The organism is Streptomyces sp. V2I9, from assembly GCF_030817475.1.
In the GTDB taxonomy this organism is placed as follows: Bacteria; Actinomycetota; Actinomycetes; order Streptomycetales; family Streptomycetaceae; genus Streptomyces.
In genome coordinates, this window is sequence record NZ_JAUSZJ010000002.1 from 4,874,157 (window position 1) to 4,892,938 (window position 18,782).

Below are 18,782 nucleotides of genomic sequence, written 5' to 3' on the forward strand. Positions count from 1 at the left end.
GCCGGCCTCCTGAGATCCCGGCCTTCTGAGATCCCGGCCTTCTGAGAGGCCGACCTTCCGAGACGTGGCGGGCTCCCTCGGGAAATCGTCGCGCACGAAGACTTGAGGGATGTTCACTTTTGCTGATGGGATCTGCCCCATGCGAATGGGCAGAGCACTCATGGCAGTTGTCGTCGCGTCCGTGCTCGCGGCGGGGGCCCTCGCCCCCGCCGCGTCGGCACGCCCCGCCCCTGGCCCCGGTCCCGTCTCCGGCCTCGTGCCGACCGCGGCCCCGGCCTCGTACGAACGGTCCATCCCGCCGCTCACCGACGACCGGGGGCGCACACTCACGCTGCGCGGCTGGAACGTCGAGGACAAGGTGAACCGGGGTGAGGACGCCCTCGACGCCATCACCGAACGGCACTTCCGCGACCTGCGGGCCAACGGCTTCAACTTCGCCCGGCTGCTGGTCTTCTGGGACGATCTGGAGCCCGCCCGCGGCCGGTACAGCGAGCGCTACCTGCGGCGGATCGAACGCGTCCTGGACTGGGCCCGCGAGCACCGCGTCCATGTCCTCATCGACGCCCACCAGGACGTCTTCGGGCCCGCGTTCGGTCACCGGGGCATCCCTGAATGGGCCACCAGGACGGACGGGCTGCCGTTCACCCCGCACCCCGACGACTGGTTCTCCGAGTACTTCGAACCGGCCGTCCAGCGGGCCTTCACCCACCTCTACGAGGACCCGGACCTCCAGCGCGCCCAGGCCGCCATGTGGCAGGTCCTCGCCCAGCGGTTCGGCGGCCACCCGGCCGTCATCGGCTACGACCTGATCAACGAGCCGATGGGGGAGCTGCGCGAGGGCGAGGACCTGCCGACCGCCGCCCGCCGCATCGAGGCCCGGCACCTCACCCCGATGTACAACCGCCTCGCCCGCGCCGTGCGGGCGAAGGACCGCGACACCTGGATCTTCGTCGAGCCCACCCCCATCGTCGGCGAGGGCGTGCCGACGGGGCTGGGCCGTATCGAGGACCGGCGCACCGTGTACGCCCCGCACTTCTACAACACCGCCATGGAGGCGGGCGCGGACTACGACCCCGGGGCCGGCTGGATCGAGGCGTACGAGGCGGCCGTCACCGCCTACCCGGCCCGCCACCGGATGCCCGTCGTGGTGGGCGAGTGGGGGCCGCTGAACAATTCCCTCCCGAACATGGGCCGTTTCTACCGCGAGGCCGTCGACTCCCTGAACCGCTACAGCTCCGGCTGGGCGGGGTACGTCTGGTGCTACGGCGGCGGCTACTGCGCGGTCGACGAGCACGGCCGCTTCCGTACGAACAAGGAGCGGACGGCCACCCCGTACGCCCCGGCCGTCGCCGGAACCGTCCGCTCCGAGACGTACGACGCGGACACCCGTTCCTGGCGCCTCGCCTACCGGGCCTCGGCGCGGCCCGGCGTGACGGAGCTGTCCCTGCCGCGGTCCGCGCGGGGCTGGCGGGTCTCCGTCACCGGCCCGGCCCGGCTGATCGGGGGGACCACGTCCGGTGCGCGGCCCCTCGTGGCGGCGCGGCCGGGGTCGCACGTGGTCGTCACCGTGCGGGAAGCTGGCCCGCATGGACGAACTGACCACCCCTGAAGGATTCCTGCTGCGGCCCTGGCATCCCGACGATGCCTCGGCGGTGCTCCGCGCCTTCGCCCCCGAGGAGATGGACCGCCAGACGGACCGGCCCGTGGACGACCGGCTCGGGGCGCTGGCCTGGATCGCGGAACGCGTACGCGAACGGGGGGCGGGCACCGGCTACTCCTGGGCCGTCGTGGGGGAGGACGACGAACCGCTCGGCTGCGTGGCGCTCACCGTCGTCAACCCGGTCCATGAGATCGGCTGGGTCTCCTACTGGACCACCGAATCGGCCCGCGGCCGGGGTGTCGCCCCGGCCGGGGTGCGGACGCTGGCGCGCTGGGCGTTCGGCGAACTCGGCCTGTACCGGCTGGAGCTGGGGCACCGCACCGACAACACCGCCTCCTGCCGGGTCGCCCAGCGGTCCGGCTTCGCGCCCGAGGGCATCGAGCGGGGCAAGCTGCGGTACGGCGACGTCCGCTACGACGTGGAGCGCCACGCGCGCCTGGCCGACGACGATGTCAACGTCGGTTGACGCGAGAGGCGTGTCAACGTAGATTGACATCATGACCGAAGCAACGGATCTGGCCGCCCGCGCCGGTGACCGCGACCCGCGCGTCGGGCTGCGGGCGGTGGCCGCACTGCGGCGGCTGCTGGAGCAGCTCGAAGCCGTACAAGTGCGCAGCGCCCGCGTTCAGGGCTGGTCCTGGCAGGAGATCGCCGCCGAGCTGGGCATCAGCCGGCAGGCCGTGCACAAGAAGTACGGGGAGGCGCTGATGTTCGAGCGATTCACCCGTGGCGCCCGCGCCACCGTGAAGGGCGCCGTCGTCCAGGCCGAACGTGCCGGGGCCGACGCGGTCACCGAGGAGCACCTGCTGCTCGCCCTGCTGGACCAGGAGGGCGGCCGTGCCTCGTTCGCCCTCGCCGCCCTCGGCCTCCGCGACCGCCGCGCCTCCCTGGACGCCGCCTTCACCGAGGCCCGCCGTCGCGGCGGCCTGACCAAGGCCGACACCGACGCCCTCGCCGGGATCGGGATCGACGTCGGCGCGATCGTGTCGCGGGTCGAGGGCGCCCACGGGGAAGGAGCGCTGTCCGCCGGCCGCGGTGGCCGCCGGTGGTGGTGGTCGGGGCACCGCCCCTTCACCTCGGGGGCGAAGGGCGTCCTGGAGAGCGCGCTCCGGGTCGCCCTGGGGCGCGGCGACCGGTTCATCGGTGAGGAGCACCTGCTGCTCGCCCTCACCGCGAAGCCCGGCGTCGTCGCCGACGTCCTCACCGAGCACGGCGCGACCTATGCGACCGTACGGCGCGCGATGTACGGCCCCGACCCGGACGAGGGCCGGGCCCGGGCCGGGTGAGCGCCTGCCGCACGGCCGAGCCGCACGGGCCGGTCGGGCACGCGCACGCCGTACGGGGGAGGGGCACCCGGCGGCAAGGGCGGCCCCTCCCGGCCCCGGAGCCGGGGAGGCCCCTGTCCCGGCCGGCGGATCAGGGCTTCCGCCCGCCCTCCGGGTCCGGTGTCAGCAGCGCCTCGATCCGGGCGGCCGCCGCGCCCAAGTGGCGGCGGACCTCCCCGAGCTGGTCCTCCGTCACCCCGTGATCGCGGGCGGCGTCCCGGACACCGTCGCGGAAACGATCCAGCAAGCGGTCCAGGTCGCGCGCCGGGTCCCCGGCCGGCGGCACGTCCTGTCCCCAGTCCGCACCGGGGGCCGGGTCCTGGACGGGCGGGGCGGCGTCCGGCTCGGGCTTGCCGAACGGGGGCCAGGCGCCGGAGCGGGCGAAGCCGCCGAGGTGCCCGGTGATCTCCGCGATCCCCTCCCGTACGCCGGAGGGCCAGTCGCCCCGCGCGAAGCGCTCCTGCACCTGACGGACGGCGGCCTGCATCTGCTCGCGCGCCTTCTCCTGGGCCTTCTCCTGCGCCTCCTTGGCCTGGCGGCGGGCCTGCTCGGCGTCCTCGCGGGCGCGCCGGGACTCGTCCTTCGCCCGGCGGGCCTGCTCCTTCCATTGCTGGCGGACCCGGCGCAGCTCCTCCTTCGCCGTGTTCCACGTCTCGTTCTCGCCGAGGTCACCCAGCTTCCCGAAGTCACCGAAGTCACCGAAGTCGCCGAAGGGGGACGACGGGTCGCTCCGGCCGTCCTCCTTCGCCCCGCCGGCCCCGGTTCCGGTCTTCGTGCCGTGCCGGGACTCCGACGCCGCCGCCCGCATGTCGCTGCGGAGCCGGCCTGCCGCCCCCCGCACATCGTCGCGGATCTCCGCGGCCAGTTCGGAGAGGGAGTCGCGGATCTCCAGCTCCAGATCGGCCAGTTCACCGCCGCGGCCCGCCAGCTCCTCGCGGCCGGCGTCGGTGATCGAGTAGACCTTGCGGCCGCCCTCGGTGGCGTGGGTGACCAGGCCCTCGGCCTCCAGCTTGGCCAGGCGCGGGTAGACCGTGCCCGCGGACGGGGCGTACAGGCCCTGGAAGCGCTCCTCCAGCAGGCGGATGATCTCGTAACCGTGGCGGGGCGCCTCGTCCAGGAGTTTGAGGAGGTACAGCCGCAGACGGCCGTGGGCGAAAACGGGGGGCATGTCAGAGAACCTTTCCGGTCGGCTCGGCGGCGTACACGTCGTCGTCGGCGGGTGGCCTGCGCAGCAGGGCGATCGAACCGGATACGGTCGTCACCCGCAGGGCCCCCTTCCCGGCCCCCAGCGCGCCGGTGATCTTCTTCGCGCTCAGCTGTCCCCCGACCCGCAGCTCCTCGAAGGCGTTGGAGACGGACCCGGTCGCGGTGTTCGCCTCGACCCTGGCGTCCGCCGGGTGCGGCAGCCGGACCGCGATCTCCCCGGTGACCGTGGTCAGCCAGACGTCCGCGGGCCTGTCGGCGGGGGCCAGGTCCACCATCATGTCGCCGCTGACCGAGTCCGCCCGCACCGAGGCCCCCGCTCCGTCGATCACGGTCAGGCCGCCCGAGACGGAGTGGAAGCGCAGGTCCCCGGTGACGCCCTGGGCCTCCAGGGCGCCCGAGACGCTGTGCCCGCGCACCGGGCCGGTCAGCCCGACGAGCGTGGCGTCGCCGGTGACACTCCGTATCTCCGTGCGCCCGCCGACGTTGGAGACGACGGCCCCGGCACCGACCACGCCGACCTCCACGGACGAAGCGGCGGGCACCACCAGGGAGACCACCACGCTGCGCCGGCGGCTGCGCGAGGCGAACGCGCGCAGGAAGTCCTGCCAGGGCAGATCCTCGTAGGCCACGGTGAGCCGACCGTCCTCCCGGGTCACGATCAGCGGCGGCCCCTCGATCGCGGAGATCTCCAGCCGGGCGTGCGGCTCGTCGGACCCGACCACGTTCACCGTGCCGTCGACGACGCGTACATGGAGCGCCTCCACCGGGTCCTCGAAGGCGAGCTTCCGCGGCTCGGCGATGGTCCATGTCGACACAGGCATGGATGTGACCTCCCGGAAGCGCAGGGTGACGCAACATATCGCGTCTTGATGAGAACACGATATATCGCGGATGGGGGAAGTCAAGAAATCAAGAAGGTGGGGGAGGTCGCAGGCGGGGAAAGGGGGTGACGTCGGTGAGGGCCGAACGGCTTCAACCGCATCACATGCGGACGAATTGCCCTAGCGTGTGAGCCATGAACGCGACACCGACCGGGGCGCTCCTGCTGTGCCGTGCCGACCCCGAGACCGTACGGCCGCTCGCCCACCTGTTGCGCGAGCAGATGTTCCTGGCCCGTGCGGGCGAGGAGTGGAGCGTGCTCGTCCCGGAGGGGAAGCCCTGGCGGAGCGCGGGTCCGGGGCAGGAGGCCGAGCCGGTGGACCGCGTCCTCGGCGGCTGGGCCACCGCGCTCGCCGTCGGCTCCCCCTGGCCGGTGCTCGCCCTGTGGTGGGACGCCGACCGGGCCGGATACACCCTCGCCGCCGGTTTCCGGAGGCCCGTGGGCTACGTCTGGCTGGCCGACGGCACCCCGGCGGGCGAGGACGAGGCCATGCGCACCTTCGCGGCCCGGCTCGGCCTCGACCCCGTACTCGACGTGCAGACGCTGGAGGAGCTGACCCGTCCGGACCCGGAAGCGGACGCCGAGGCCCGGCTGCGCGGATTGCTCGCCGTCCTCACCCGGACCGGTCTGACCCTGCCCGCCGGGCTCTCACCGGGCGAGAGCGCCGACCGGCTGCGCGCCGTGGCGGCGGTGCAGCGCGGGGTGGAACGCGTGGAGTGGGGCGGCTGGCGCGACGCCGTGCGCGTGGAGCTGGACGCGGTCGAGAGCGGCCGGATCGGCCCGTGGGTACGCGGCCCGCGCGCGCGGGCCGTCGCCGCCGTCCAGCTCGCCGCCGGACTCCCGCTGCTGCTGTGGGGCGCCCGGCGGCGCAGCGGAGGCTGGGCGGCGGCCGGAGCGGTGCTGCTGGCGCAGGGTGCGCTGGGGTTCCTCTACGAGCGGGCCAGGTCCGGCGCGGAGGGCTCCTGACCGGGAGCCGAGCGGATGCCTCGCCCCGGCCGGGCGGCCGGGCGGGGCCCCCGGGATCGCGGGCGGGGCCCCCGGGACCGGGAGGCGGACCGGGGCCCCGGGACCGGGAGGCGGACCGGGGCCCCGGGACCGGGGGACGCGGGAGCTTTCCGGAGGCCGGGAGCCGGCTACGCGTCCTCGTCGTCCTCGTCGTCCAGCCGGGCGAGCCAGGTGGCGAGGCGCTCCACCGGCACCTCGAAGTCGGGGTTGAGATCGACGAACGTCCGCAGCTGCTCGGCGAGCCACTCGAAGGTGACCTCCTCCTCGCCGCGCCGCTTCTCCAGTTCCTCGATGCCACGGTCCGTGAAGTACATACGGCCAGGATATCGGGGCCCGTACACCTGCCGGAACGCCGGTCACGGCGGCGGACGCCAGGGACCCGGCCCCGCGACCAGCGCGGAACCGGGTCCCTGTGACGTACGGGCCGCTCGTGCGGCCGTGCGGTCCTGGAGGACTACGCCTCGAAGACCTCCTCCACCAACTGCGTCTGCTCGGCCTGGTGGCGCTTGGCCGAACCGACCGCCGGGGACGAGCCGCGCGGCCGCGAGATGCGGCGCAGTCGCTCGCCGTGCGGCACGTCCGCGCCGACCGCGAGGTCCAGGTGGTCGATCAGGTTGAGCGCGATGAACGGCCACGCACCCTGGTTGGCCGGCTCCTCCTGGGCCCACAGGTACTTCTCGGCGTTCGGGTACTTCGCGATCTCGGCCTGGATCTCCGCACCCGGCAGCGGGTACAGGCGCTCCAGCCGGATGATCGCGGTCTCCGTGTCGCCGCGCTTCTCCCGCTCGGCGTCCAGGTCGTAGAACAGCTTGCCCGAGACGAAGACGACCTTGCGGACGTTCTCCGGCTTGACCGTCGAGTCGCCGATCACCGGGCGGAAGCCGCCGGAGGTGAACTCCTCGATCGAGGACGCCGCCGCCTTGAGACGCAGCATCGACTTCGGGGTGAAGACGATGAGCGGCTTGTGGTGCGGGTTGTGCACCTGCCAGCGCAGCAGGTGGAAGTAGTTCGACGGCAGGGTCGGCATGGCGACCGTCATGTTGTCCTGCGCGCACATCTGGAGGAAGCGCTCGGGACGCGCGGAGCTGTGGTCCGGCCCCTGGCCCTCGTAGCCGTGCGGCAGCAGCAGCGTGACGCCGGAGGTCTGGCCCCACTTCTGCTCGGCCGAGGAGATGAACTCGTCCACGACGGTCTGCGCGCCGTTGACGAAGTCACCGAACTGGGCCTCCCAGATGACCAGCGACTCCGGGCGGGCCAGCGAGTAGCCGTACTCGAAGCCCATCGCCGCGTACTCCGAGAGCAGCGAGTCGTAGACGTTGTACCGGGCCTGGTCGTCCGTCAGGTACAGCAGCGGGGTGTAGTCCTCGCCGGTGACCTGGTCGACCAGGACCGCGTGGCGCTGGCCGAACGTGCCGCGGCGGCTGTCCTGGCCGGCGAGCCGGACCGGGGTGCCCTCCATCAGCAGTGAGCCGATGGCCAGCGTCTCGCCCATGCCCCAGTCGATCGTGCCGTTCTCCACCGAGGCCGCGCGACGCTGCATCTGCGGCATCAGACGGGGGTGGACGGTGATCGACTCGGGGATGTTGACCTGCGACTCGGCGATCCGCTTGACGACCTCGGCCGAGACGGCGGTCTCCACGGGCACCGGGAACGCGGCCTGGGGCTCCGGCACGTGCGGGGCGGCCGGCTGCGAGGTGGCCTCGCGGACCTCGGCGAACACCTTCTCCAGCTGACCCTGGAAGTCCTGGAGCGCCTGCTCCGCCTCTTCCAGGGTGATGTCGCCGCGACCGATGAGGGACTCGGTGTAGAGCTTGCGCACCGAGCGCTTCTTGTCGATCAGGGTGTACATCTGCGGGTTGGTGAACTCCGGGTTGTCGCCCTCGTTGTGACCGCGGCGGCGGTAGCAGATGAGGTCGATCACGACGTCCTTGTTGAACGCCTGCCGGAACTCGAAGGCGAGCCGCGCGACGCGGACCACGGCCTCCGGATCGTCGCCGTTGACGTGGATGATCGGCGCCTCGATCATGCGCGCCACGTCGGTGGCGTACATCGAGGAGCGCGAGGACTCCGGTGCGGCGGTGAAGCCGACCTGGTTGTTGATCACCACGTGCACGGTGCCGCCGGTGCGGTAGCCGCGCAGCTGCGACATGTTGAGCGTCTCGGCGACGACGCCCTGGCCCGCGAAGGCCGCGTCGCCGTGGAGCGCGACCGGCAGGACCGTGAAGTCCGTGCCGCCCTTGTTGATGATGTCCTGCTTGGCGCGGGCGATGCCCTCCAGGACCGGGTCCACCGCCTCCAGGTGCGAGGGGTTGGCGGCCAGCGAGACCTTGATCTGCTCGCCGTCCAGACCGGTGAAGGTGCCCTCGGCGCCCAGGTGGTACTTGACGTCGCCGGAGCCGTGCATCGAGCGCGGGTCGAGGTTGCCCTCGAACTCGCGGAAGATCTGCGCGTACGACTTGCCGACGATGTTCGCCAGCACGTTCAGGCGGCCGCGGTGGGCCATGCCGATGACGACCTCGTCGAGGCGGGCCTCGGCGGCGGAGTCGAGGACGGCGTCGAGCAGCGGGATGACGGACTCGCCGCCCTCCAGGGAGAACCGCTTCTGGCCGACGTACTTCGTCTGGAGGAAGGTCTCGAACGCCTCGGCCGCGTTCAGCCGGCGCAGGATGCGCAGCTGCTCCTCGCGCTCGGGCTTGGGGCGCGGGCGCTCGACCCGGTCCTGGAGCCACTTGCGCTGCTTCGGGTCCTGGATGTGCATGAACTCGATGCCGGTGGTGCGGCAGTACGACTCGCGGAGCACGCCGAGGATGTCCCGGAGCTTCATCATCGTCTTGCCGGCGAACCCGCCGACCGCGAACTCCCGCTCCAGGTCCCACAGGGTGAGGCCGTGCTCGGTGATGTCCAGGTCGGGGTGCTTGCGCTGGTGGTACTCCAGCGGGTCGGTGTCGGCCATGACGTGGCCGCGGACCCGGTAGGAGTGGATCAGCTCGAAGACCCGCGCGGCCTTGGTGACGTCGTCGTCGTGCGAGGCGTCGATGTCCTTGAGCCAGCGGACCGGCTCGTAGGGGATGCGCAGCGCCTTGAAGATCTCGTCGTAGAAGTCGTTCTCGCCGAGCAGCAGCTGGGACAGGACGCGCAGGAACTCGCCGGAGGCGGCGCCCTGGATGACCCGGTGGTCGTAGGTCGACGTGAGCGTCATGACCTTCGAGATGCCGAGCTTGTTGAGGGTGTCCTGCGAGGTTCCCTGGAACTCCGCCGGGTAGTCCATCGCGCCGACGCCCATGATGAGGCCCTGGCCGGGCATCAGGCGGGGCACCGAGTGGACGGTGCCGATGCCGCCGGGGTTGGTCAGCGAGGCGGTGACGCCGGTGAAGTCGTCCATGCCGAGCTTGCCGATGCGGGCGCGCCGGACGATGTCCTCGTACGCCTGCCAGAACTCGAAGAAGTTGAGCGTCTCGGCCTTCTTGATGGCCGCCACGACCAGCTGGCGGTCGCCGTTCGGCTTCACCAGGTCGATGGCCAGACCCAGGTTGACGTGCTCCGGCTTGACCAGGGTCGGCTTGCCGTCCTTCTCCGCGAAGGAGTAGTTCATCGACGGCATGGCCTTGAGGGCCTGCACCATCGCGTACCCGATGAGGTGCGTGAAGGAGATCTTCCCGCCGCGGGCGCGCTTGAGGTGGTTGTTGATGACGATGCGGTTGTCGAAGAGCAGCTTCACCGGGACCGCGCGGACGGACGTGGCCGTCGGCAGCTCCAGCGAGGCGTTCATGTTCTTCGCGACGGCGGCCGAGGGGCCGCGCAGCGTCACGTACTCCGGGCCGGCCGCGGCCTCGGTGGACCCGTCGGCCTTGGCCTTCGCCGGGGCGGGCGCGGCGGCCGGCTTCTTCTCCGCCGCGGGCTTCGCCGGGGCGGGGGCGGTCTTCACCGGGGCCGGAGCGGCCGGGGCGGGGGCCGGCTGCGCGGGCGCCGCCGGAGCGGCGGCGGGCGCGGCCTTCGCCGGAGCCGGTGCGGCCGCGGCCTCGGTCGCCGGGGCCCCCGAGGCCCCGGCGTCGGGCGCGGGCTTGTCCGCCGTGCCGGATCCACCCGGCTTGTAGTCGGCGAAGAAGTCCCACCAGGCGCGATCGACCGAACTGGGATCCTGGAGGTACTGCTGGTAGATCTCGTCGACGAGCCATTCATTGGCGCCGAACGCGGCGGCCGGGTTGGTGCCCGGACCGGCTTGGTCGGTCGAGATGCTCGAGTTACTGGGGGACTGAGACGACACGGCGGCAACCGCCCTCTTCCGCTTCACAAGGTGATGGACAGCGGAAATCAAGGCTACGCCCCCTGAACCGTTCCTTGCAGACCGGGCCGGTGCTTCGTCGTGCACATCACATCGAAGGGCGGGTTTCGGCGCAGGAAATGGCGGGAAACAAGCGAGGTTCCACTGCACTTCGGGGACGCGGACCGGGGGTGACGGTCCTGCGACCGTCACCCCGGAGATCCGCTACTGGCTGGACACGGATGAATGTGCCCCTCCGGTTCGACCCTATGTCAACAAGGTCGTCAACTGCGCGGGGCGGAGATTCCCGGAAGGGTGACCTGGATGCGGCAGCCCCGAACGGATTCGGCCACCCCGATCCGGCCGCCGTGCAGATCGACCGCCCACCGGGCGATGGCCAGCCCCAGTCCGGTGCCGCCGTCGCTGCCCGGCCCCTGCGGGGACGGTGCCTGCCCCCGGTTGAATCGCTCGAACACCCGGTGGCGCTCCGCCTCCGGGATGCCCGCCCCCTCGTCGACGACCTCCAGCTCCAGCGATTCCGGGTAGGGCCCGCGCCGGGCCCGCACCGTCACCCGGCCGTGCGGCGGGCTGTGCTTGACCGCGTTGTCGATGAGGTTGGCGACCACCTGGTGCAGCCGCTCCGCGTCCGCGTGCGCGGTGAGGTCCGACGGCGAGACGTCCAGGTGCAGGTGGACGTCCGTACGCGAGTGGTTGCCCGATCCCGACGACAGGCGTCGCTGCGAGGCGGCGAGATTGGCCTCCTTGAGTACGCCGGACAGATACGGCCACACCTCGAAACGGCGGGCCTTGAGCTCCACCACGCCGTTGTCCAGCCGGGACAGGTCCAGCAGCGTCTCGACCAGCCGGCCGAGCCGCTCGGTCTGCTTCAGCGCCGTGCGCATGGTCTCCGGATCGGCGGCGGACACCCCGTCCACCACGTTCTCCAGCACGGCTCTCAGCGCCGCGATGGGGGTGCGCAGCTCATGGCTGACGTTGGCGACCAGCTCCTTGCGGTGCCGGTCCTCCGCCTCCAGATCGTCCGCCATGCGGTTGATCGTCTGCGCCAGGTCGCCCAGCTCGTCCCGCCGCCCGGCGCCGCTCACCCGGCGCGTGTAGTCGCCGTGCGAGATGGACCGGGCCACCGCTCTCATCTCGTCCAGCGGCGCGGTGAGGCCGTGCGCCACGAACTGGGTGATCAGCAGCGTGGCGATCACCGAGAACACCGTGATGAAGCGGAACTCCGTACGGGTCCGCAGCGCGACGATCAGCAGCCCGGTGGTGATGAAGACCGACACCACGACGAGCGTGCCGAGCTTGGCCTTGATCGAGAAGGGCCGCAGTCCGGACCCTGGCCAGGTCATGGCGCGGGGGTCTCCAGGGCGTAGCCCACGCCGTGTACGGTGCGGATGCGCTCCGCGCCGATCTTCCGGCGCAGCGCCTTGATGTGGCTGTCGACCGTACGCGTGCCGGAGGCGTCCGCCCAGTCCCAGACCTCGGCCAGCAGCTGCTCGCGGGAGAGCACCGCGCGCGGGGTGTTGGCGAGGCAGACCAGCAGGTCGAACTCGGTCGGCGTGAGGTGGACGTCCTCGGTGCGGACCCGGACGCGGCGCTGGGCGTGGTCGATCTCCAGCTCGCCGAGGCGCAGTATCCCGCTGCGCGGGGTGACCGCCGCCAGCGCGGCCCGCTCGACGCGGCGCAGCAGCACGTGCACCCGGGCGGCCAGCTCGCGCATGGAGAACGGTTTGGTCATGTAGTCGTCGGCGCCGACCCCGAGCCCGACCAGCATGTCGGTCTCGTCGTCGCGTGCGGTGAGCATCAGCACCGGAACCGGGCGCGACGCCTGCACCCGGCGGCACACCTCCAGGCCGTCGAAGCCGGGAAGCATGATGTCGAGCACCATCAGGTCGGGCTGCCACGCCTCGGCCGCGTCCACGGCCGCGGGCCCGTCCAGCGCGGTCTGCACCAGGAAGCCCTCCGCCCGCAGCCGGGCGGAAATGGCGTCGACGATCGTCGCGTCGTCCTCGACCACCAGCACCCGGCGTTGAGCCCCCGGGGTGGCCGCGACGCCGTTGTGGGTGGTGTGTGTCTGTTCCATCGCCCCGCCCCTGCCCGTTCTCGCGGGGAACAACCCCGGAGGCACGGTTCTCGCTCGTGGATTTCGTCGGTGATCCCTTGTGCCGGTCAGCAGCGTAAAGGCAGCGGAGGGCTCTCGGCTACGCAGGGTGTTGTCCCAGGGGTGCGCGCCGGGGCCGTCCGGGCGGCTGGATCACCGCCCTGGTGCCGGTCGGCCCCGGCCTTCTCCGGGGGCGTGGATACGGGGAGGGGGTTCACGCGGTCCGGAGTGCGAGATGGACCACGTCGGGCACACCTCGGGCAACGGCCACCTCTTCGGTCCGAACCCCGCTGAACCCGGCATTCCGCAGCGCCTGTTCGAAGGCCGGCGACGGCTGCGCGGACCAGACGGCGAGCACGCCGCCCGGAGTCAGCCGGTCGTGGCAGTGCGCCAGCCCGGCGGGGGAGTAGAGATTCCCGTTGTCCTCCGTGACGGTCCAGTCGGGGCCGTTGTCGATGTCCAGGCAGAGCGCGTCGTAACGCTCCGTGCCGGTACGGAGGTGATCGACGAGATCCGTGCGCAGGATCGCGGTCCGGGGGTCGGCCAGCGCCGCTCCGGAGATCCGGTCCAGCGGCCCGTCCCGGTGCCAGTCCACGATCGCCTGCTCCCGCTCCACGACCGTGATCCGGCCCCAGCGTTCCTCCTCGGCGGCCCGGACCAGGGAGAACCCGACGCCCAGGCCACCGATCAGCACCGAGGGGGCGGCGCGTCCGGCGGGCAGGGCCGCCAGCGCGGCGTCGATCAGCAGCCGCTCCGAGCGTCCGTCGGAGGTGTCCATCAGGAAGCACCCGTTGGCGATGATCTCGAAGTGCTTCCCGCGCCCCCGCAGCACCACCTCGCCGAAGGGGCCCTCGCGGCGGTCCAGGACGGCGGGAGCCTCATCGGAACGGGCCGGCGGCGCTGTCATCGGTTCGGGGGCGGTCGTCGCGGACATGCTGGGGCTCTCCGGTCTCCGGTCGTGACGGTCGGGGCCCGCCCATCCTGGCCTGCGGCCGGACGAGGGGGCCAGTCCGTTTCCCTCCGACGGGCGACGGCCCTTCCCTCCGGCGGGCGACGGTGCGGTGGGGAACCGTGGCGGGGAACATCCGGCCGTCCTGCCGCGCTGCCGTAATCGGAGGGTGCCTCCGTGGTGGTCGGTGGGGCGCGTGAGTCCTGATCGCTCAGAGCGAACACCCGTCGGGGAACATTCGGCGACTCACCAGCATTGAGTCCACATAGCTCAACTTGCCTGCCGAAGGGGAGATCATGACTCACGAGTCCGAGGCGTTCACACCGATCGACCTGCCCGTGCTGCCGCTCGACGACGAGGTCGTCCTGCCCGGCATGGTGGTGCCGCTCGACCTGTCCGACGCCGAGGTGCGCGCCGCCGTCGAGGCCGCGCAGGCCGCCGCCCGTCCCGGTGGCGGAAAGCCCGAGGTGCTGCTGGTCCCGCGGATCGACGGGACGTACACGGGGACCGGTGTCCTCGGCACCGTGGAGCAGGTCGGACGCCTCTCGGACGGCGATCCGGGCGCCCTCATCCGGGCCCGCGACCGCGTCCGCATCGGCGCCGGGACCAGCGGCCCCGGCCGTGCGCTCTGGGTCGAGGGGACCGTGCTCCGCACCGCCGCCCCCGATCCGCTGCCCGGCTCCGCCGCCGAGCTGGTCAAGGAGTACAAGGCGCTCGCCACCTCCTGGCTGAAGAAGCGCGGCGCCTGGCAGGTCGTGGACCGCATCCAGCAGATCGACGACGTCTCCGCGCTCGCCGACAACAGCGGATACTCGCCGTTCCTCACCACCGCCCAGAAGGTCCAGCTGCTGGAGACCGTGGACCCGGTCGCCCGGCTGAAGCTCGCCATCCAGTGGCTGGGCGAACACCTCGCCGAGCAGGACGTGGCCGAGTCCATCGCCAAGGACGTCCAGGACGGCGTGGACAAGCAGCAGCGGGAGTTCCTGCTGCGCCGCCAGCTCGACGCCGTGCGCAAGGAGCTGTCCGAGCTCAACGGCGACCCGGAAGGCGAGTCCGACGACTACCGGGCCCGCGTCGAGGCCGCCGATCTGCCCGAGCACGTCCGCGAGGCCGCGCTCAAGGAGGTCGAGAAGCTGGAGCGCTCCAGCGACCAGTCGCCCGAGGGCTCCTGGATCCGGACCTGGCTGGACACCGTCCTCGAACTGCCCTGGACCGTGCGGACCGAGGACGCCTACGACATCCGCGGCGCCCGGGAGGTCCTGGACGCCGAGCACGCCGGGCTCGACGACGTGAAGGAGCGCATCACCGAGTACCTCGCGGTGCGCAAGCGCCGGGCCGACCGGGGCCTCGGCGTCGTCGGCGGACGGCGCGGCGGCGCGGTCCTCGCCCTGGTCGGCCCGCCCGGCGTCGGCAAGACCTCGCTCGGGGAGTCCGTCGCGCACGCCATGGGCCGTGAGTTCGTCCGCGTCGCGCTCGGCGGCGTCCGGGACGAGGCGGAGATCCGCGGTCACCGGCGTACGTACGTCGGCGCGCTCCCCGGACGCATCGTGCGGGCCATCAAGGAGGCCGGTTCGATGAACCCGGTCGTCCTGCTCGACGAGATCGACAAGGTCGGCTCCGACTTCCGGGGCGACCCGGCCGCCGCCCTCCTCGAAGTGCTCGACCCGGCGCAGAACCACACCTTCCGCGACCACTACCTGGAGGTCGACCTCGACCTCAGCGACGTCGTCTTCCTGGCCACGGCCAACGTGCTCGAAGCCATCCCGGAGGCCCTGCTCGACCGCATGGAGCTGGTCCGCCTCGACGGCTACACCGAGGACGAGAAGGTCGTCATCGCCCGCGACCACCTGGTCCCGCGCCAGCTGGAGCGGGCCGGACTGGAGACGGGCGAAGTCGTCCTGGAGGAGTCGGCGCTGCGCAAGCTGGCAGGCGAGTACACCCGCGAGGCGGGCGTACGGAACCTGGAGCGGTCCATCGCCCGGCTGCTCCGCAAGGTCGCGGCCCAGCACGAACTGGGCGACCGCGAGCTGCCGTTCACGGTGACCGACGTGGAGCTGCGCGGGCTGATCGGCCGCCCGCACCACGTGCCCGAGTCCGCCCAGGACCCGGCCGAGCGCCGTACCGCGGTGCCGGGCGTGGCCACCGGGCTCGCGGTGACCGGGGCGGGCGGTGACGTCCTCTTCGTCGAGGCGTCGCTCGCCGACCCGGAGACCGGGGCGTCCGGACTGACCCTGACCGGCCAGCTCGGGGACGTCATGAAGGAGTCGGCGCAGATCGCGCTCAGCTTCCTGCGGTCGCACGGCGCGGAACTGGAGCTGCCGGTGGCGGACCTCAAGGACCGGGGGGTGCACGTCCACTTCCCGGCGGGCGCGGTCCCCAAGGACGGCCCCAGCGCCGGCATCACCCTGACGACGGCCCTGGCCTCGCTGCTCTCCGGACGCCTCGTCCGCACGGATGTGGCGATGACCGGCGAGGTGTCGCTGACCGGACGGGTCCTGCCGATCGGCGGCCTCAAGCAGAAGCTGCTGGCCGCGCACCGGGCGGGCATCACCACCGTGGTGATCCCGCAGCGCAACGAGGCCGACCTGGACGACGTCCCGGCCGAGGTGCTGGAGAAGCTGGACGTCCACCCGGTCACCGACGTCCGCCAGGTGCTGGAGATCGCCCTCGCCCCGGCCTCGGCCCGGACCGAGGAGAGGATTCCGGCCGCGGCCTGACGGCCTTGCGCCGCCCCGCGGCCACGAGGGCACGGACGGCCCGCTCCCGCTTCGGCGGGAGCGGGCCGTTCCGCTGTTCCCGGACGTGCTCAGGGGCGGTAGACCGTGCCGGCCTGCGGCTCGGCCGGGGCCATCAGCTCGGGGACCGTCACGAAGGTGTAGCCGTCCTCCCGGAGCGCGTCGATGATTCCGGGGACGGCGGGGACGGTGCCCCGGTAGATGTCGTGCAGCAGGATGATGCCGTCCTTGCTCGCCTGGTCCAGGATGCGCTTCTCGATCAGCGCGGAGTCGTTCGTCGAGTAGTCCTTGGCGGTGGCGCTCCACAGCACCTGGGAGAGCCCGAGGTCCTTGCTGATCTCCGAGACCGTGTCGTCGGTGCGGCCCTGCGGCGGACGCATCAGACGGGGCTTCTTGCCGGTGATCTTCTCGATGGCGAGCTGGGTCTTCTCCAGCTCGGCCCGTATCTCGTCCGGCTTCCGGTCGGTCAGGATCTCGTGCGTCCAGGTGTGGTTGGCGACCTCGTGGCCCTCGTCCTCGATGCGCCGCACCACGTCGGGGTACTTGAGGACGTGGTGCTTGCCGAGCAGGAAGAAGGTGGCGTGCACCTTCTTCTCCTGGAGGATGTCCAGCAGCCGGGGGGTGTCCTCGCCCGGCCCCGCGTCGAAGGTCAGGGCGATGCACTTGGCCTTGCGGCAGTCCACCGGCCCGAACGTTCCCTTGGCGTCCGACGCCGCCTCCCCGCGCGCGGAGGCCGGGGCCGTCGTCTCCATCGAGCAGCCGCTCAGGGTCAGTGTGAGCGCTGTCACCAGCGCGGCGGTCAACCCGATCCCGGACGACAGCATCTTTCTGGGCACGGCGTAGCGCTCCTCTGCGGGGGGAAATTCCGCACAGGTGTGCGGTACGCCGAGGACTATACATAGTGCGTATACGCGGGGTGCATAGTGGGGTCGCGGGCCCCTGAAGAGCCGGTGGGTCGGGGGTCGCGGCCGTCGGGGCGGGCCGCGCCGCTCCGGGGCGGTAAGGGTCTGGCCCTGTCCTGCCGCGCGGTGCTCCGCAGGGGGTTCCGGCGCGGGGGAGGGGGCCGGGTCGCCGCCGCCGGGCCGCCCCTGCGAAATACTGGCCGAACCGCGGCGTCGACCGGTCGCGGAAGGCGTCTTCATCGGCAGGAAACCGTACGAGGGGTACTGACGTGCGCGGGAGCGACAGCGGGCCGGAGCCGGGTGCGGCGGACGGAAGGGGGGGCGGACCGGTTCCTGGCGCTCGAACGGGAGCTGGCGGTGTTCCTCCGCCGGGCGCGGGCCACGTCGGGTGAGATGGCCCGCGAGGTCCACCCCGAACTGGAGCCCGCCGCCTACGGTCTGCTGGTCCGGCTGGAGGAGACGGGCCGGCAGCGGGCCACGGAACTGGCCGCCTACTTCGGCGTCGGCAAGGCCACCATGAGCCGTCAGCTGCACTCCCTGGAGAACCTCGGCCTGGTGACCCGCGAGCCGGACCCGGCCGACGGGCGCGCCTGGCTCGTCCACCTCACCGACGAGGGCCTGGTCCGCTTCCGCGGCGTCCGGGACGCCCGCCGGGGGAGCTACATGCGCAAGCTGGCCGGCTGGGACCCGGCCGAGGTCGCCGAGCTGGCCCGGCTCCTGCACCAGCTGAACAGCCCCGCGGAGGGCTGACCCGGCCCATCGGGCGGCCGCCCCGCGCCCCGGCGGCCCGAGGGGGCGTCCCGGAGCCGACCGCTTCCGCCTGTCCGCCCATGCCGGGCCGCCGCCGTCAGTCCAGCTCGACCAGGAGCGCCGTGGCGTCGTCGTGCGTCTTGCCGCGCCGCAGCCGTACGCGTCCCGCCGCCGCGTCGGCCGCCTCCAGGTCCCGTACCCGGTCGATCAGCGCCTGCGGGCCCGCCTTCCGCAGCAGTCGCAGCGCGTCCGCCCAGTCGCCCTCGCCGAACACCTCCGTCCAGCGGGTCGCCCCGTCCGTGAGCGCGGCGAGGGCGCGCACGTCGGCCGCCGGGGTGCTGCCCGTCACCGCGCGGGAGGCCACCGACGGATCGGCGGCGGCCGTGAAGAAGCCGCCCTCCTGATTGCGCACCGTGGCATCGGCGATCTCGTTCGAGGCGAGCGAGCCCGGCGGCAGGCGGTCCAGCCGGTCGTCGAGGACCGCCCGGACCGTCCCGTCGCGCGACTCCAGCAGCAGGGCCGAGTCGGAGAGCACCAGATGCTCGACGGCGTCCGCTCCCCAACGCGCCAGGACCACGGTCGCCTGAGGCGTCCGCACGTGAGAAAGGTCACAGGTGACCCGATGGGCGTCGGCTGTACGCGCGATGGCCTCGGCCAGGATCTCCGGCAGGGTCAGATCGGGGCGGGAACCGGACAGTTCCACCAGCGCGCCGCCCAGCCGCGCGGTGAACCACGGGACCGAGTGCACGCAGCCGTCGTCCCCCGGCGGCGGCGTGACACCGTCGAGCAGGACCAGCGCTCCACCCTGGCCGGACGCGGGAAGAGCCCCGCACGCCCAGTCCTCGTTGGGGCGTTCGGGGCTGCCGGGCGCGGAAGCGAGTTCGATGCGCATACCGCCAGTCTGCACGAGGCCTCCACCATCCCCGCACACGGCTGAATATGGCCTGTAGCAGCAGGTCAAAGCGGCGCGCCGAGCGGAAGGAGAGGCTCCGTACC

Annotated in this window: 14 protein-coding genes and 1 pseudogene; 6 read left to right on the forward strand and 9 right to left on the reverse strand. The window is 72.4% G+C overall.

Annotation, left to right across the window (positions count from 1 at the left end):
* The first annotated feature begins 160 nt into the window (after window positions 1-160).
* The 3 genes from QFZ71_RS21600 to QFZ71_RS21610 all read left to right on the forward strand — a co-directional run bounded on the left by QFZ71_RS21600 (window position 161) and on the right by QFZ71_RS21610 (window position 2,946).
* Window positions 161-1,609 (forward strand): cellulase family glycosylhydrolase, encoded by a 1,449-nt coding sequence (locus QFZ71_RS21600; RefSeq protein ID WP_307669816.1) that lies wholly within the window; start codon window positions 161-163, stop codon window positions 1,607-1,609.
* Window positions 1,587-2,126, forward strand: coding sequence for a GNAT family N-acetyltransferase (locus QFZ71_RS21605; RefSeq protein ID WP_307669817.1), 540 nt, complete (start codon window positions 1,587-1,589; stop codon window positions 2,124-2,126). The genes QFZ71_RS21600 and QFZ71_RS21605 overlap by 23 nt, the downstream gene beginning before the upstream one ends.
* A 241-nt stretch (window positions 2,127-2,367) precedes the next feature.
* Window positions 2,368-2,946, forward strand: a complete 579-nt coding sequence (locus tag QFZ71_RS21610) for a Clp protease N-terminal domain-containing protein (protein ID WP_307671543.1) — start codon at window positions 2,368-2,370, stop codon at window positions 2,944-2,946.
* Window positions 2,947-3,076: 130 nt separating this feature from the next.
* Here QFZ71_RS21610 and QFZ71_RS21615 read toward each other — a convergent pair whose 3' ends face one another.
* Window positions 3,077-4,153, reverse strand: coding sequence for a PadR family transcriptional regulator (locus QFZ71_RS21615; protein WP_307669818.1), 1,077 nt, complete (start codon window positions 4,151-4,153; stop codon window positions 3,077-3,079).
* 1 nt (window position 4,154) lies between these two features.
* The gene (locus tag QFZ71_RS21620) at window positions 4,155-5,012 is read right to left on the reverse strand and encodes a DUF4097 family beta strand repeat-containing protein (RefSeq protein ID WP_307669819.1); all 858 of its coding nucleotides are present in this window, start codon (window positions 5,010-5,012) and stop codon (window positions 4,155-4,157) included.
* A gap of 194 nt (window positions 5,013-5,206) precedes the next feature.
* Between QFZ71_RS21620 and QFZ71_RS21625 the strand changes: the two genes are divergently transcribed.
* The gene (locus tag QFZ71_RS21625; protein WP_307669820.1) at window positions 5,207-6,037 is read left to right on the forward strand and encodes a hypothetical protein; all 831 of its coding nucleotides are present in this window, start codon (window positions 5,207-5,209) and stop codon (window positions 6,035-6,037) included.
* Between the two features lie 167 nt (window positions 6,038-6,204).
* On the opposite strand, the gene QFZ71_RS21630 is transcribed toward QFZ71_RS21625, so the two are convergent.
* The 5 genes from QFZ71_RS21630 to QFZ71_RS21650 form a co-directional block, all read right to left on the reverse strand.
* Entirely contained in the window at window positions 6,205-6,390 is a 186-nt protein-coding gene (locus tag QFZ71_RS21630; protein ID WP_003966321.1) for a DUF6104 family protein, read from the reverse strand.
* A 140-nt stretch (window positions 6,391-6,530) separates the two neighbouring features.
* The gene (locus QFZ71_RS21635) at window positions 6,531-10,340 is read right to left on the reverse strand and encodes a multifunctional oxoglutarate decarboxylase/oxoglutarate dehydrogenase thiamine pyrophosphate-binding subunit/dihydrolipoyllysine-residue succinyltransferase subunit (RefSeq protein ID WP_307669821.1); all 3,810 of its coding nucleotides are present in this window, start codon (window positions 10,338-10,340) and stop codon (window positions 6,531-6,533) included.
* A 281-nt stretch (window positions 10,341-10,621) separates the two neighbouring features.
* On the reverse strand, window positions 10,622-11,698 hold the full coding sequence (locus QFZ71_RS21640) for a HAMP domain-containing sensor histidine kinase (protein ID WP_307669822.1): 1,077 nt from the start codon (window positions 11,696-11,698) through the stop codon (window positions 10,622-10,624).
* Window positions 11,695-12,432 carry a response regulator transcription factor gene (locus QFZ71_RS21645; RefSeq protein WP_073763901.1) on the reverse strand — a complete coding sequence of 246 codons (738 nt, stop codon included), beginning with the start codon at window positions 12,430-12,432 and terminating at the stop codon, window positions 11,695-11,697. The genes QFZ71_RS21640 and QFZ71_RS21645 overlap by 4 nt, the downstream gene beginning before the upstream one ends.
* Before the next feature lie 232 nt (window positions 12,433-12,664).
* Complete coding sequence (locus QFZ71_RS21650; RefSeq protein ID WP_373465140.1) at window positions 12,665-13,384, reverse strand: spermidine synthase; 720 nt, start codon at window positions 13,382-13,384, stop codon at window positions 12,665-12,667.
* A gap of 311 nt (window positions 13,385-13,695) precedes the next feature.
* Here QFZ71_RS21650 and lon point away from each other — a divergent pair, with 311 nt between their 5' ends.
* Window positions 13,696-16,116 (forward strand): endopeptidase La, encoded by a 2,421-nt coding sequence (gene lon, locus QFZ71_RS21655; RefSeq protein WP_307669823.1) that lies wholly within the window; start codon window positions 13,696-13,698, stop codon window positions 16,114-16,116.
* An 89-nt stretch (window positions 16,117-16,205) separates the two neighbouring features.
* Here the strand turns inward: lon and QFZ71_RS21660 are convergent, their stop codons facing one another.
* Window positions 16,206-16,958, reverse strand: a complete 753-nt coding sequence (locus QFZ71_RS21660) for a polysaccharide deacetylase family protein (protein WP_373465204.1) — start codon at window positions 16,956-16,958, stop codon at window positions 16,206-16,208.
* A gap of 347 nt (window positions 16,959-17,305) precedes the next feature.
* Here QFZ71_RS21660 and QFZ71_RS21665 point away from each other — a divergent pair.
* A pseudogene (locus QFZ71_RS21665) lies at window positions 17,306-17,786 on the forward strand (MarR family winged helix-turn-helix transcriptional regulator).
* Window positions 17,787-17,883: 97 nt separating this feature from the next.
* Here the strand turns inward: QFZ71_RS21665 and QFZ71_RS21670 are convergent.
* On the reverse strand, window positions 17,884-18,678 hold the full coding sequence (locus QFZ71_RS21670) for a hypothetical protein (protein WP_307669826.1): 795 nt from the start codon (window positions 18,676-18,678) through the stop codon (window positions 17,884-17,886).
* Window positions 18,679-18,782 lie beyond the last annotated feature (104 nt).

Bases quoted from the DNA above. Each gene is read 5' to 3' on its own strand.
- QFZ71_RS21600 (WP_307669816.1), top strand. From the start codon at position 161: ATGGCAGTTGTCGTCGCGTCCGTGCTCGCGGCGGGGGCCCTCGCCCCC.
- QFZ71_RS21605 (WP_307669817.1), top strand. From the start codon at position 1,587: ATGGACGAACTGACCACCCCTGAAGGATTCCTGCTGCGGCCCTGGCAT.
- QFZ71_RS21610 (WP_307671543.1), top strand. From the start codon at position 2,368: ATGTTCGAGCGATTCACCCGTGGCGCCCGCGCCACCGTGAAGGGCGCC.
- QFZ71_RS21615 (WP_307669818.1), bottom strand. From the start codon at position 4,153: ATGCCCCCCGTTTTCGCCCACGGCCGTCTGCGGCTGTACCTCCTCAAA.
- QFZ71_RS21620 (WP_307669819.1), bottom strand. From the start codon at position 5,012: ATGCCTGTGTCGACATGGACCATCGCCGAGCCGCGGAAGCTCGCCTTC.
- QFZ71_RS21625 (WP_307669820.1), top strand. From the start codon at position 5,207: ATGAACGCGACACCGACCGGGGCGCTCCTGCTGTGCCGTGCCGACCCC.
- QFZ71_RS21630 (WP_003966321.1), bottom strand. From the start codon at position 6,390: ATGTACTTCACGGACCGTGGCATCGAGGAACTGGAGAAGCGGCGCGGC.
- QFZ71_RS21640 (WP_307669822.1), bottom strand. From the start codon at position 11,698: ATGACCTGGCCAGGGTCCGGACTGCGGCCCTTCTCGATCAAGGCCAAG.
- QFZ71_RS21645 (WP_073763901.1), bottom strand. From the start codon at position 12,432: ATGGAACAGACACACACCACCCACAACGGCGTCGCGGCCACCCCGGGG.
- QFZ71_RS21650 (WP_373465140.1), bottom strand. From the start codon at position 13,384: ATGTCCGCGACGACCGCCCCCGAACCGATGACAGCGCCGCCGGCCCGT.
- lon (WP_307669823.1), top strand. From the start codon at position 13,696: ATGACTCACGAGTCCGAGGCGTTCACACCGATCGACCTGCCCGTGCTG.
- QFZ71_RS21660 (WP_373465204.1), bottom strand. From the start codon at position 16,958: ATGCTGTCGTCCGGGATCGGGTTGACCGCCGCGCTGGTGACAGCGCTC.
- QFZ71_RS21670 (WP_307669826.1), bottom strand. From the start codon at position 18,678: ATGCGCATCGAACTCGCTTCCGCGCCCGGCAGCCCCGAACGCCCCAAC.